The organism is Alpinimonas psychrophila, assembly GCF_014137865.1.
Lineage (GTDB): Bacteria > Actinomycetota > Actinomycetes > Actinomycetales > Microbacteriaceae > Alpinimonas > Alpinimonas psychrophila.
In genome coordinates this window covers 616,243-630,174 of the sequence record NZ_JACGWU010000001.1, presented here as the reverse complement: position 1 = coordinate 630,174, position 13,932 = coordinate 616,243, and the positions used below count along the sequence as shown (strand labels likewise).

At 58.6% G+C, this 13,932-nt stretch carries 15 protein-coding genes; all 15 read left to right on the top strand.

Annotated elements, in window-relative coordinates:
- Window positions 1-29: 29 nt before the first annotated feature.
- The 15 genes from FB555_RS02880 (at window position 30) to lgt (ending at window position 13,839) form a co-directional block, all read left to right on the top strand.
- On the top strand, window positions 30-2,042 hold the full coding sequence (locus tag FB555_RS02880; protein WP_343046384.1) for a primosomal protein N' family DNA-binding protein: 2,013 nt from the start codon (window positions 30-32) through the stop codon (window positions 2,040-2,042).
- 19 nt (window positions 2,043-2,061) lie between these two features.
- On the top strand, window positions 2,062-2,982 hold the full coding sequence (gene fmt, locus FB555_RS02875; RefSeq protein ID WP_182483913.1) for a methionyl-tRNA formyltransferase: 921 nt from the start codon (window positions 2,062-2,064) through the stop codon (window positions 2,980-2,982).
- Between the two features lie 41 nt (window positions 2,983-3,023).
- Window positions 3,024-4,451 carry an RsmB/NOP family class I SAM-dependent RNA methyltransferase gene (locus FB555_RS02870; RefSeq protein WP_182483912.1) on the top strand — a complete coding sequence of 476 codons (1,428 nt, stop codon included), beginning with the start codon at window positions 3,024-3,026 and terminating at the stop codon, window positions 4,449-4,451.
- A gap of 9 nt (window positions 4,452-4,460) precedes the next feature.
- Window positions 4,461-5,132 carry a ribulose-phosphate 3-epimerase gene (rpe, locus tag FB555_RS02865; protein ID WP_182483911.1) on the top strand — a complete coding sequence of 224 codons (672 nt, stop codon included), beginning with the start codon at window positions 4,461-4,463 and terminating at the stop codon, window positions 5,130-5,132.
- A gap of 91 nt (window positions 5,133-5,223) precedes the next feature.
- A complete protein-coding gene (locus tag FB555_RS02860) occupies window positions 5,224-5,487 on the top strand; it encodes a phosphoribosyl-ATP diphosphatase (protein WP_182483910.1) in 264 nt (87 codons plus the stop codon).
- A gap of 46 nt (window positions 5,488-5,533) precedes the next feature.
- Complete coding sequence (gene hisG, locus FB555_RS02855) at window positions 5,534-6,373, top strand: ATP phosphoribosyltransferase (RefSeq protein WP_182483909.1); 840 nt, start codon at window positions 5,534-5,536, stop codon at window positions 6,371-6,373.
- Between the two features lie 8 nt (window positions 6,374-6,381).
- Entirely contained in the window at window positions 6,382-7,149 is a 768-nt protein-coding gene (gene hisF / locus FB555_RS02850) for an imidazole glycerol phosphate synthase subunit HisF (protein ID WP_182483908.1), read from the top strand.
- A gap of 8 nt (window positions 7,150-7,157) precedes the next feature.
- A complete protein-coding gene (hisI, locus tag FB555_RS02845; RefSeq protein ID WP_425485579.1) occupies window positions 7,158-7,550 on the top strand; it encodes a phosphoribosyl-AMP cyclohydrolase in 393 nt (130 codons plus the stop codon).
- The gene (locus FB555_RS02840; RefSeq protein WP_182483906.1) at window positions 7,547-9,079 is read left to right on the top strand and encodes an anthranilate synthase component I; all 1,533 of its coding nucleotides are present in this window, start codon (window positions 7,547-7,549) and stop codon (window positions 9,077-9,079) included. Before hisI ends, FB555_RS02840 begins: the two co-directional genes overlap by 4 nt.
- 5 nt (window positions 9,080-9,084) lie before the next feature.
- Window positions 9,085-9,717 carry a Trp biosynthesis-associated membrane protein gene (locus FB555_RS02835; RefSeq protein ID WP_182483905.1) on the top strand — a complete coding sequence of 211 codons (633 nt, stop codon included), beginning with the start codon at window positions 9,085-9,087 and terminating at the stop codon, window positions 9,715-9,717.
- A 66-nt stretch (window positions 9,718-9,783) separates the two neighbouring features.
- The gene (locus FB555_RS02830; protein ID WP_182483904.1) at window positions 9,784-10,020 is read left to right on the top strand and encodes a DUF6704 family protein; all 237 of its coding nucleotides are present in this window, start codon (window positions 9,784-9,786) and stop codon (window positions 10,018-10,020) included.
- A gap of 2 nt (window positions 10,021-10,022) precedes the next feature.
- Entirely contained in the window at window positions 10,023-10,793 is a 771-nt protein-coding gene (trpC, locus tag FB555_RS02825; RefSeq protein WP_182483903.1) for an indole-3-glycerol phosphate synthase TrpC, read from the top strand.
- Entirely contained in the window at window positions 10,794-11,999 is a 1,206-nt protein-coding gene (gene trpB, locus FB555_RS02820; protein WP_182483902.1) for a tryptophan synthase subunit beta, read from the top strand.
- Window positions 11,996-12,772, top strand: a complete 777-nt coding sequence (gene trpA / locus FB555_RS02815) for a tryptophan synthase subunit alpha (RefSeq protein WP_182483901.1) — start codon at window positions 11,996-11,998, stop codon at window positions 12,770-12,772. Before trpB ends, trpA begins: the two co-directional genes overlap by 4 nt.
- Window positions 12,773-12,834: 62 nt before the next feature.
- On the top strand, window positions 12,835-13,839 hold the full coding sequence (gene lgt, locus FB555_RS02810; protein ID WP_182483900.1) for a prolipoprotein diacylglyceryl transferase: 1,005 nt from the start codon (window positions 12,835-12,837) through the stop codon (window positions 13,837-13,839).
- Window positions 13,840-13,932: the final 93 nt, after the last annotated feature.

The window sequence follows — 13,932 nt, the reverse complement described above, 5'->3', positions numbered from 1 at the left end:
GCATGACCGCCCAGGGCAGGGTTGCGCGCGTGTTATTAGACACGCCCCTCCCTCAGCTTGATCATCCTTTTGATTACCGCATTCCGACTGCTTTAGCCAGCACAGTCACGGCCGGAATGCGCGTCACGGTTCCGCTTCGCGGCGGAACGCGCTTTGCCGATGGTTTTGTGATCGAGTGTGTCGACACGGCAGAATTTCCTGGTGAACTGGGGGACATCGAATCCGTCGTTTCCCTTGTTCCTGTGCTGACGGCTTCGACCTATGCCTTAGCACGGGCCGTCGCAGATCGCCAAGCCGGCTCTGTTATTGATGTTCTCCGTCTCGCGATTCCTCCACGCTACGTTCGGGCAGAAAAGGCCTATCTTGCGACGAGACTAGCGAAGGAAGCCGCCGATTCCGAGCCCAAAGCACCCGTAACGACAGGACAGGTAGGCGGTGTCAGTTCCCGGGAGTCCTTTGGTATCGTCGGTGAGGCACAACCCGAGCACGCTCTGACGGGCTTCGCTGGCTGGAGTCCAGAAATCGGAGACAAATATATCGTCGATGTCCCGGCGCATGTTGTCGAACTTTCGACGGGGGAGTGGGTTCCCTTGTGGGCGCTCCTCTTGGCGGAACTTGCTGGGCAACAACTGAGCCGTGGGAATTCCTCCATTCTGGCGGTTCCTGATTTTCGCGATATCGATGTCCTCGAAAAGGCACTGATCGCCCTGGGGCTGCAATCCGCGCTGTGTCGCGTTGACGCCAAGCAGACGGGGCAACAGCGCTATCTGACCTACCTGCGGTGCTTGGAACCCGTACCCTGCATCGTCCTCGGCAATCGTTCCGCGCCCCTCGCACCGGTTCACAACCTCGGCCTCGTCGCCCTCTGGGACGACGGTGACGAGAGCTTTCGCGAGCCGCTCGCCCCTTACGCCCACGCTCGTGATGTGGCCCTCATGCGGCAACAGGCAGATGCCGCCACCCTCGTGCTTGCGGGTCATACCCGCTCAACGGAGGCGCAACGTCTCGTAAGTGTGGGCTGGGCGCGTGAGATAACCGGCAGTGACGGGTATCACCCCAACGTTGTTCTCAGCGATCAGCAGACCGCCAGTGAGGATGCTCGTCACGCCCGCATTCCTTCCCAGGCACTCCTCGCTGCCCGAGCCGCCGCAAAAGTGGGACCTATCCTCATCCAGGTTTCCAGCCCCGGATATGCCTCTGCCCTCGCGTGTACCAGATGTCGCGAGCGTGCTCGCTGCAACCAGTGTGCTGGCCCCTTAGGAGCCGCACGGAAGGGGGCACCACCCACCTGTCGTTGGTGCGGAATGCTGGCTTCCGCCTGGGCGTGTGCCACCTGCAACAACAGGGCACTCAAGCCCCTGTCACCCGGAACCGAAGGCACCGCCGATGAGCTGGGGCGTGTCTTCCCGGGCGTGAAGGTCATCGTGGCCGACGGCAGTCACTCGATTCAGAACGTGGATGCCACCCCCTCCCTCGTCATCGCGACCCCCGGCGCGGAGCCCCTGGCCGAAGGAGGGTACGGAGCGATTCTTCTGTTGGATGGTGAACGGATGCGGATGCGAGAAAACTTGCGCGTCAATGAGGACGTCATCCGTCATTGGAGTAATGCTTCGGCACTGGCCGCGAAGGATGCCACGGTCTACCTCGTCGGCGCCGGTGACGAGCTGGGGGCCATCATGACCAGCTGGACACAACCGGAATTTGCTAAACGCGAACTTGCCGATCGTCACGCCCTGCGCCTTCCCCCCGCCGTTCGTGTCGTCTCGGTTAGCGGACCCCTGGCCGACGTGACGACGACGTGCGAGACCGTTTCGACACACTCCGGAGTGCGGGTCCTCGGTCCCGTCGGAACGGGCGAAGGTAACTCGCGGGCTCTCGTAACATTCGACTATCGCGATGGTGACGTCATTGCGACGGCGCTGCGGGCATCCGTCATTCAAAGTGCCACCCGTGGCACCAGGCGCGTCAAACGCCCCGATCAGCCCAAGAGAGTCCTTAGACTGAGAGTTCGCTTCGATGACACGGATATCGACTCGCTTTGAGCATTAAGGTCAGGGTCTCATGAGAATCATTTTTGCCGGCACGCCGGAAGTTTCCGTTCCAACTTTGCGTGCCCTCGTCACCGCTGGTCACGATGTTTGCGCCGTACTCACCCGCCCCGATGCCCCGCTCGGACGCAAGCGCATCCTGACGCCGTCCCCGGTCGCAACAGCCGCCCTCGAACTCGGAATTCCCCTCGTGCGGGCGGCGCGCGTCGACGCCGCGATAAGCGCAGAACTGGCTCTGTTCACAGCCGATCTTGGGGTCGTCGTGGCCTACGGAGGCCTGTTGCCGCAGTCGGCACTCAACGCAACAGATCATGGGTGGATCAACCTTCATTTTTCGGATCTACCAAAATGGCGAGGAGCCGCCCCCGTTCAATGGAGCATCATTTCGGGGGATCAAGAAATTGGGACCACAGTGTTTTCTCTCGTTTCGGAGCTTGATGCCGGTGATATCTTCTCGACCTCACGGAGCCCGATCGGCCCCGACGAAACGGCCGGGGAATTACTGGCACGGCTGTCGATCAGTGGCGCTGCCCAGGTGTGTGACGTCGTCGAATCACTGTCTCTCGGAACCGCACATGCGGTACCGCAGTCGGGTCACGTTACGCTCGCTCGCAAAATGTCTTTGGATGACGCTCACGTGTTGTGTGAGGCACCCGCGGACGTCGTCTACGCGCAGATGAGGGGAGTAACTCCGGAGCCCGGAGCTTTCGTAGAGTTAGCGGGCGAGCGCCTCAAGATTCATCGTGCCGCCCTCTCAAGTGAAGCTCCCACACTTACCCCAGGGCACATTGAATTTCAGGCCAAGCGCGTCTGGCTGGGAACCCAAACTCAATCTCTCGAACTTCTGCAGGTTCAACCAGCGGGTAAATCTCGGATGACGGCCACAGACTGGTTCAGAGGACTCCACACACAGGAAAGCGTTGTTATCTCGTGAACGATTCGCCCGAAAAATCTCGTCTCGAGACCAGTAAAAGCATGAATGACGCTTCTAATGGGGCCCCTCGGGAGCGCCGCAAGCCCGCCGCCCGGCGCTCGCGCCCCGTCACTCCCTCCCGCGGGGTGGCTTTTGACGTCTTGATGGCTGTCATGCTCGACGACGCCTATGCCAACCTCGTCCTTCCCAATCGCATTAAAGCTGCGGGGCTTTCGACCAATGATGCCGGGCTGGCCACGGAGCTGACCTATGGAACTCTGCGAATGCAAGGGTTCTACGACAGGGTCATCGCCAATGCAGCGGCCCGCGATATTGACACCATCGATCCGGTTGTCCTCATCATTCTTCGCCTGGGCGTCCATCAGCTCCTTAATATGCGTGTTGCCACGCACGCTGCCGTGGATGAGAGCGTCAATATGGCCGAGCATTTCGCGAGCTTGGGGGCCGTGGGGTTCGTCAACGCTGTTTTGCGCCGCACCTCGCGCCACGACCTTGAGGACTGGCAAGAATTTGTCACCAAAGACGAGAAGAACGACGACAGCAGACTGTCCATAATTTACTCACATCCCCTTTGGATTGAACGGGCTTTTCGTCAAGCGCTCGATGCTGAAGGTCGGGGGAGTGAGCTTGAGAAGTGTCTCGCCGCCGACAACATTTCCCCACGCGTCACCTTGGTCGAACTACCTGGTTTTGCTGAAACCAATGATGAAGTTGAGGGCGAACCGACTACGTATTCTCCCGTAGGAATGTCCCTGAATACCGGTGGGGATCCCCTTCGCTTTGCCCGCGTTCGTGACGGTATCGTTCGCGTGCAGGATGAGGGGTCCCAGCTCGCCGCTCTGACCCTCTCGCGCCACCACGACGTTGTGGAGGGAGAAAAGTGGCTCGACATATGCGCCGGTCCCGGGGGGAAAGCGGCCCTTCTCGCAGCGGAGGCTCTCGCCGGAGGCGCGATGCTGACCGCTAATGAAATCATTCCCGGTCGCGCGGACCTGGTTCGAAATGCTCTGAAAGCCGTGCCTGGGGTTGAGGTTGTCGTTGGCGATGGAACGGAGTACGGAACCGCCCACCCCAACACCTACGACAGAATTCTGTTGGATGCTCCGTGCACTGGTCTTGGAGCACTGCGTCGGCGCCCAGAAGCTCGTTGGCGCAAGACTCCCCGGGACGTGGCCGAACTCACGGGCCTTCAGGCCAAGCTTCTGGAGAGTGCCCTGAAGGCGCTCAAGCCTGGTGGCCTCTTGGCGTACGTTACTTGTTCCCCCCACTTGGCCGAAACGCGGGGCATCGTCGAAGGGGCCTTGCGCAAAAATGCCCATGTCGCCGAGCTTGATGCTCGTGAGGCCCTCGCACGGGTTGCGTTGCAGGATGTTGATCTTGCCGGGAAAGACCTCTCGGTGCAGCTGTGGCCTCATCGGCAGGGAACCGATGCCATGTTCATCGCCCTCTTAACGAAATCTAAAAACTAGACTGACCTCATGAGCGTGCGCATCAATCCGAGTATTCTTTCGGCAGACTTCGTGAACCTGGAGCGTGATTTGGGCGTTATTTCGTCCGCGGACTTCGCGCACATCGATGTCATGGACAACCATTTTGTTCCCAACCTCACGTTTGGTCCACAGATGGTTGGTCGTCTTCAAGACGTTTCGCCCATTCCGCTCGATGTGCACCTCATGATTGAGAATCCCGAGCGTTGGGCTCCCACCTATGCAGAGCTCGGGGCCTTTTCGGTCACTTTTCATGCTGAATCAACGACTGACCCGGTTGCACTCGCCCGAAGACTTCGCGCAATCGGAGCGCGGGCAGGGCTGGCTATTAAGCCAGGAACCGATATTGAGCCGTACCTCGACCTCCTTCCTGAGTTCGATCAAATCCTTGTGATGACCGTTGAGCCTGGATTCGGCGGTCAGTCGTTCATCGCCGATGTCATGCCCAAGCTCGATGCCCTCGCGGCAGCAAACACGCGGCTTGGCCTCGATGTATGGCTTCAAGTGGATGGGGGAATTACGTTGGACACCATCGTGATTGCAGCTGAACACGGTGCAAATACTTTCGTCGCCGGCTCAAGCGTGTACAACGCGCCGGACCGCGATCAGGCCATTTTGGAGCTTCGTCACGCCGCCACGTCAGCATCCGTTCATCGACATTAGGCCGATTCTTCTCAGGATTCAGTCCGCACATCTCGCTCACTCCGCGTCAAACGCGGGAAGAGCCTTGACCCTGACACGGTAATCTTGAAGAGTGAAATCCTTCGACTCCCTATTCTCAGAACTCAGCGAAAAGTCCCTGAGCCGCCCGGTCGGCTCTAAAACCGTTGCTGAATTGGATGCTGGCGTGCATGCGATCGGCAAGAAAATTGTTGAAGAAGCCGCCGAGGTTTGGATGGCTGCTGAGCATGAGGGCACCCTCCGTACCGCCGAAGAGATTTCCCAGCTCCTGTACCATCTGCAAGTCCTCATGATTGCGCAAGGAATTTCGCTCAACGATGTGAATCAGCACCTCTAAACGCTGATTCCTCCCGCACCACCCACCTCCACTAAAAAGGTCAACCATGCTGCGTGTCGCCATCCCCAACAAGGGTTCCCTTGCCGAGACTTCGGCCGAAATGCTCTACGAAGCCGGCTATTCAGGCCGTCGCGACCCCCGCGACCTGCACTATGCCGATGATCGCAACGGTGTCGAGTTTTTCTACCTGCGGCCACGAGACATCGCCACCTATGTTGGTTCCGGTGCCCTCGATGTCGGTATCACAGGGCGTGACCTCCTCCTTGATTCGCACTCCGAGGCAACAGAAATTGCGGAGCTGAGCTTCGCCGACTCCACGTTTCGCTTTGCGGGCCCCGCGAACACTTTTTCTGACCTGAGTCAGTTGCAAGGCAAGAGAGTCGCCACGAGCTACCCGGGCCTCGTAGAAAAGTTTCTTGCCTCCGCTGGCGTAACGGCCAATCTCGTCATGCTCGATGGTGCCGTTGAATCTGCCGTCCGCCTCGGGGTGGCTGACGCTGTTGCCGATGTGGTTTCTACGGGATCCACTCTTCGTCAAGCGGGGTTGGAGATCTTTGGTCCCATAATCTTGCAGTCCACGGCCGTTCTCATTAGTCGGGATCCCAGCATTGACGGAATATCCACGTTGCTTCGCCGCCTGCAGGGCGTACTGGTTGCCAAGCAGTATGTCTTGATGGATTACGACGTTCCGGCAACTTTGCTCGAGGCGGCGTGCCTGGTAGCGCCCGGAATCGAATCGCCTACGGTGTCACCGCTTCACGACCCCGAGTGGGTCGCTGTTCGTGTCATGGTGCCACGCGCCGATCGCAATGACGTCATGGACAAGTTGTATGACCTCGGCGCTCGTGCCATCTTGGTGAGCGCCATTCACGCGGCGCGCCTTTAGGAATCTCTATGACTCTCGCGGTTCGGGTAATTCCCTGTCTCGACGTGGCCGATGGTCGCGTCGTGAAAGGCGTGAATTTTCGGGATCTGCGCGATGCCGGTGATCCCGTAGAGCTCGCACGTCAGTATTACCTTCAGGGTGCCGACGAGTTGACATTTCTGGATGTCAAGGCCACCGTCGACAATCGATCAACCATGTACGACGTGGTAGCCCGAACGGCCGAGAATGTCTTCATCCCCCTCACCGTGGGCGGGGGAGTGCGAACTGTAGATGACGTCGGTCGTCTCTTAGCAAGCGGTGCCGACAAGGTCGGCGTCAACAGCGCCGCGATTGCTCGCCCGGAACTTCTTTCGGACATTTCAGGGCGCTATGGAGCGCAAGTTCTCGTACTGTCCCTGGATATAACGCGGTCGCCATCCACTCGCTCTGGATTTGTGGTGACAACCCATGGTGGTCGTCAAGAAACGACTCTTGATGCTCTCGAGTGGGCGAAGCGGGCGATCGAACTCGGCGCCGGCGAACTCCTCGTAAATTCGATCGATGCCGATGGTACTAAGGATGGTTTTGACCTTGAGCTCGTTGCGGCCATTCGCGCCTTGAGTAGCGTTCCCGTCATCGCCTCTGGCGGCGCCGGTCGGGTGGAAGACTTTGCCCCCGCCATTGCTGCCGGCGCGGATGCCGTCTTGGCGGCCTCTATTTTCCACTCCGGCGAAGTATTAGTTTCTGAGGTGAAGACGGATCTCGCTCGCCACGGCTACCCTGTGAGGACACTATGACAGAGAGTATGACTTTCGATACTTCAACCCTCGTCTTTAACGACGATGGTCTCATTCCCGCGATTATTCAAGACGTTGAGTCACACCGTGTGCTCATGTTGGGATACATGAACCAGGAAGCCGTCCTTCGGACAATCAAAGAGGGCCGCGTAACGTTCTGGTCCCGGTCGCGCCAAGAGTTTTGGCGCAAGGGTGACACGTCGGGTCATGCTCAGTTCGTTCGTTCGATGAGCTTCGATTGCGACGGCGACACACTACTTCTCGAAGTTATTCAGGTTGGTGCGGCGTGCCACACTGGATCGCGCTCCTGCTTCGATGACAGGTTCATTCCGGCACGCGCCGATGTTGATGCTTCCGCTCCCGACTCTGAACCTAGTACTGGCACTGAAGGTTCCTCATGATTGCCCCCCCGCAAGATACGTCACGTGAGAGTTTTGAAGGCTTGGTTGCCTCTGGTTATCGCGTAATTCCCGTGACGCGGTCACTGTTCGCCGACGCTGAAACCCCTGTCAGCATTTATCGCAAGCTGGCAGCGGGCCGCCCCGGTTCTTTTCTTTTGGAATCGGCCGAGCAAGGTGGCATTTGGTCACGTTTTTCTTTCGTCGGAGTCTCCTCTTTTGGTGTTCTCACCGATATTGACGATGAATCGCACTGGATCTCCTACGGACTTTCGGAGGAGACAGCGTTTGGTGGCAGCATGGCACCGACCGGGCTGGCCGCTCTTCGACAGTTGTATGAGCGGTGGGAAACACCTCACCTCGCCCACATGCCACCCCTCACTGGGGGTCTCGTTGGTTTTATCGGTTGGGAAGCTATCCGCCAGATTGAGAATCTCCCCACGGCCCCGCCGGCAGACTACGTCATTCCCACGCAGGCCCTCAGTTTCGCCCGCGATCTCATTGTTCTGGATCATAAATTTGGAACTGTCACGCTCATTTCCAATGTCCTCGGTCTCGAGCCCACCACATCGCCGCGAGTTCTTTTCGATGAAGCCATTGCCCGTCTCGATGCCCTTCAAGCACAATTAGCACAACCAGCAGAAGTTGGGCTCGCCCGCATTGATTTAGAAGCGCCCCCCAGCGCGGCCATGCGCACAGCCCACGCGGACTTTCTCGCCTCCGTTGTCACGGCGCAGCGTCACGTTGTCGACGGTGATGTCTTCCAGGTAGTCCTGTCGCAGCGTTTTGATATCCACAACAACGCTGACCCCATTGACGTATATCGGGTCTTGCGAAGTTTGAACCCGAGTCCATACATGTACCTTTTAGCACTCGAGACGGTCGATAACGTGCCCTACGCCATCGTTGGCTCCTCACCCGAGGCACTCGTCAAAATTTCTGATCGTCGTGTCTTTACGCGCCCCATTGCTGGGTCGCGTCCTCGTGGTGACACCCCGGAACGTGACAACGAGCTTGAACACGAACTGCTGGCAGACGAGAAGGAACGCTCTGAGCACCTCATGCTGGTTGATCTCTCGCGTAACGATCTACTCAAAGTCTGTCAGCCCGGCAGCGTCGAAGTAACCGAGTTCATGCGCGTAGAACGTTTTAGCCACATCATGCACATCGTTTCTTCTGTAGAGGGGGACCTGACTCCGGGCCTCAACTCCGTGGATGCCTTTCGGGCGACTTTTCCCGCGGGAACCCTGTCGGGTGCTCCTAAGCCCCGTGCCTTGCGCATCATTGATGACCTCGAACCATCACAACGAGGCCCTTATGGCGGGGTAGTGGGATACTTTGGTTTCGCCGGGGATGCTGACCTGGCCATCGCCATCCGAACGGCGACTCTCATCAACAACATGGCCTACGTGCAGGCCGGAGCTGGACTCGTCATGGACTCCGACCCCGAGACCGAGTATGTCGAGACTCAAAACAAAGCGGCGGCTCCGTTGAGAGCGGTTGCCATCGCTAATTCGTTAGTCAAGCTGTAATGCCGATGACCGGTTCAAAAGTGAAATCGCGAATTCTTCTCCTCGTCGCACTGTGTGCCGCTGCCACGATGGTTGCCTGGAGTCAACCGTGGGCCACTCTCGCATTGACCTCAGGGGCTGCTGGCGACACCCTCCTGCCGGTAACCGGCCAGACAATGGCTCCCGGTCTGAGCGCGTTTGGGCTTACCAGCCTCGCTCTGTTGGCCGCTTTAGCCCTCGCCGGGGTCATTTTTCGCCTTATCCTTGGCGGAGTCCAACTTGCACTCGGCGCGGGAATAGTCGTCACCACAATCGGTGTAGTGAGTGATCCCGTAGCCGCAGCCGCCCCTGCCCTGATTGTCCTCACCGGAATTCAGGATGTTCCAGCGCTGAAGGACCTCGTCACCCAAGAAGTCTTTACGGCCTGGCCTTTCGTCAGCCTGATCTTTGGCGTCCTGACGGCTGTATCCGGAATCCTCGTCATTGTTTCATCACGTTCGTGGCCTCAGTCTGGGCGAAAGTATGCTGCTCCCACCGCACCTGTTGATCCGACGGTAGCCCCCTTGAACCCAGCGCGGCAAACGGAGGAAATCGACGCGAGTCATGCCCGCATTGACGCGTGGGACGATCTGTCCCGTGGCGGAGATCCCACCTCCTAAATCCCCAGCCGAGTATCCGTCTCACGTTAGAATGAGCGAGTACATTTCCGCCAATCTAGGAGCACCATGAGCAACGAAGTTGACGACCTGGGCGAGGGCCACTCTCCCGCAGCATGGACCGGCGTTCTTTCGATGCTGTTTGCCATCACCCTCGGCACTGTTGCCTTTGTGCTGGAGGTTCCGTGGCTTGTCTGGGCTTCTGTCGGACTCTTAGTCGTCGGCATTGGAACCGGTTGGTTCCTGTCGCGCGCGGGTTTCGGCGTAAACGGGCCCAAGTACATTCCTAAGTCTCACCACTCGTAATAGTGCTTGCCGATTTAACGGCCGGAGCGCTTGTGGACGCCCAGCGTCGCCGAGAGACCGTCTCCCTGAACGAAGTCGAACGTCTCGCGCTCGCCCAGATTCCTGCGCTCGATGCCCTGGCAGCCTTGGCGCCCTCGGAGCACGTCAAAATTATTGCGGAAGTCAAACGAGCGAGCCCCTCAAAGGGTTCCCTGGCAAGCATTGTTGACCCCGCGGCACTCGCGTCTTCCTACGCCGCCGGCGGAGCATCCGCCATCAGCGTGCTGACCGAGGAACGCAAGTTTCTGGGGTCGCTAGACGATCTTCGCCAGGTGCGTCAGGCCGTTTCCGTGCCGCTCCTCCGCAAAGACTTTATGGCCGAGACGTATCAAGTGTTTGAGGCGCGTGCCGCGGGCGCGGACCTCGTGCTCCTTATCGTTGCCGCACTGGAGCAGGCTCACATGCAGGAGCTTTACGACCTGGCCACTCAACTCGGTATGACCGTTTTGGTGGAGACGCACTCTGGCGACGAGCTCGAACGTGCCATTGATCTCGGCGCTCAGCTCATCGGAGTCAACGCCCGCAATCTCAGCACGTTTGAGTTAGATCGCGACCTCTTCGAGCGTCTCACTGACCGTTTCCCTTCCGGCAGCATCCGTGTCGCCGAGTCCGGCGTGCGAAACGTTGACGACATTCGGCACTACCGCTCCGCAGGCGCCGACGTCGTCCTTGTTGGTGAGGCCCTCGTCACCAGCGACCCTCTGGTCACCCTCGCCTCATTTTTGGAGATCTAAATGGCACTGCGCGATGAATTGGGCCCCTATTTTGGTGAATTTGGGGGACGCTTCGTTCCAGAATCACTCGTTGCGGCTCTGGATGAGTTGTCGGCTGCGTACATGACCGCCAAGCTCGACCCCTCCTTTCAATCTGAACTCACAGAGTTGCATCGCACCTACACGGGACGACCCTCCATCATCACGGAGGTACCGCGTTTCGCCGAGCACGCCGGCGGAGCGCGCATCATCTTGAAGCGCGAGGACCTCAACCACACGGGCTCCCACAAGATCAACAATGTTCTCGGCCAAGCACTCTTGGCAAAACGCCTCGGTAAATCCCGCATTATTGCGGAGACGGGAGCCGGCCAACACGGAGTTGCTGCCGCAACGGCTGCCGCCTTGTTTGGTATGGAGTGCGTCGTTTACATGGGCGAGGTCGACACCGTTCGTCAAGCCTTGAATGTTGCTCGCATGCGGTTATTGGGGGCCGAAGTCGTTCCGGTGACCACAGGCTCCAAAACCCTCAAGGACGCCATCAACGAGGCCATGCGCGATTGGGTAGCCAATGTTGATAACACTCACTACCTTTTGGGCACTGTCGCCGGCCCGCATCCGTTCCCGGTCATGGTTCGTGACTTTCATAAAATCATTGGCGAGGAAGCACGCGAACAGGTTCTCGCCCTCACCGGTCGCCTTCCCGACGTCGTAACGGCATGCGTGGGTGGCGGCTCAAACGCCATCGGCATTTTCCATGCATTCCTTGACGATGTTGACGTCAAACTCGTTGGGTTCGAGGCCGCCGGCCGCGGAATTGAGACAGGCGAACATGCCGCCACAATGGCAATGGGTCGCCCAGGAGTCTTGCACGGTGCTCGGAGCTACATGCTTCAAGACGCCGACGGCCAAACCGTCGAGTCGCATTCCATTTCTGCTGGACTAGATTACCCGGGCGTCGGTCCGGAGCATGCATGGCTCAAAGACATTGGCCGGGCTACGTACCGGTCGATTACCGATGCAGAGGCAATGGATGCGTTGCGTCTGTTGAGCCGAACCGAGGGAATTATTCCTGCCATCGAGACTGCCCATGCCCTTGCTGGGGCATTGAAGCTGGGTCGCGAATTGGGCCCGGACTCGATCATTCTGATCAATAACAGCGGGCGTGGAGACAAAGACATGGAAACCGCCGCGAAGTACTTCGGAATTCTTGATGGAGAGACGAAATGACCTCGAAAGTAGAGGCCGTTCTCGACGCACTTAAAGTCACGGGTACCGGTGCCCTTATTGGTTACCTGCCCGTGGGCTTTCCCACGCTGGCCGAGAGCATCGAAGCAGCGGTAACACTGGTCGAAAATGGTGTTGATATTCTCGAGCTCGGCGTCCCATACTCGGACCCTGTGATGGATGGCCTGGTCATCCAAGAGGCCACTCAGACGGCGCTTGCCGGCGGTTTTCGTCTGAGCGATGCCTTTACGGCCGTCAAAGAGATCACGGCTCGCGTGAGTGCGCCCGTTCTTCTCATGACGTATTACAACCCCGTCCTCCAGTACGGTGTCGACAACTTTGCTCGGGATCTTGCCGCCGCCGGAGGCGCTGGTCTGATAACGCCAGATCTCATCCCAGACGAAGCGCACGAGTGGATTGCCGCGGCCGAGAAATACGATCTCGACCGCGTGTTTCTTGCCGCGCCGTCCTCCACGGATGAGCGTCTCGCCCAAGCTGTCAAGCAGTGTCGCGGATTCGTCTACGCCGTGTCCACAATGGGCATCACCGGCGCTCGCACCGATGTTGATGCAGCGGCGCACTCACTCGTCACACGCCTCCGCTCTGTCGGCGCTACCCACATCGGGGTTGGTGTGGGAATCTCAACCGCAGACCAAGTCACCGAAGTCCTGTCCTACGCCGAGGGCGCTATTGTCGGTTCGGTCTTGGTCAAGGCCCTCGCTGATGGGGGAGTGCCCGCCGTCGGACGTTGCGCCGCTGAACTTTCCCCCAAGTGAGATCCGCCAACCTCCTTATCTTTTAGACTAAAGACTCATCCACCCGAAAGGTTCGCCCTCCTGTGAACGTTCTTGCAACAGCATTGCACGCCAGTATCCCGAGCCCACCGGTGAGTTTTTTTGACCTAGGCCCCTTTCGCATTCACATCTATGCGCTGTGCATCCTTCTGGGAATCGTTCTTGCCGTATGGATGACATCTTCACGACTCACGGCTCGCGGCGGCCGTTCCGGTGCCGTCCTCGACATCGTTCTGTGGGCCGTCCCCCTCGGCATCGTTGGTGCCCGCATCTACCACGTGCTGACGCACGTCAACGACTATTTCTACCCAGGAGCAGACCTCCTGCGCACTCTCTACATTTGGGAGGGCGGTAACGCGATCTTCGGTTCCCTCATTGGCGGGGCACTCGGTGTGTACATCGGTTGTCGCCAAACAGGCGTACGATTCTGGTCCTTTGCCGATGCCGTGGCGCCGGCCATGCTGGTCGCCCAGGCTACGGGGCGCCTCGGGAACTGGTTCAACCACGAACTCTTCGGTGTTCCAACTACGTTGCCGTGGGGCCTCGAAATTGAATCGACGAACGCAGCATTCCCTGCGGGACTTCCCTCAGGAACACTCTTCACCCCGACATTTCTTTACGAGATCATCTGGAACCTGATCGGCGTGATCCTCATCCTGGCGCTTGAACGTCGTTTTAATCTGCGGTGGGGCCGTGCTTTCGCCGTCTACATTATTTGGTATGGAATCGGCCGCAGCTGGTTTGAATCGATCCGCATTGATCCGAGTGAAATGTTCCTGGGCGTACGGTCCAATATCTGGGCCTCTTGGCTTGCGATCGTCGTGGGCATCGTCATCCTGATCATTCAAAGTAAGCGTCATACTGGCCTCGAGCTTTCTGTTTACCAAGCAGGAAGGGAGGAGCCGCGACCTGCGCTAAACTCTTCAGGTAGCACATCCAGCACTGTGGGCACCGGCGGCGACGCCTCCAATAGTTCAGATTCGAAAACAAAAGCGACCGCCACAACTGGGCGCACAGTATTCAGAAAACCCAATAAGCCCGTGAGCTAACCGCCCAGCGTTTATTTACCGCTATTTCAACAATTTTGACCCCTGGGCCGACGACGTCCCTTTCTGCTCCCGGTTTTTTATAAGGAGGGTTTG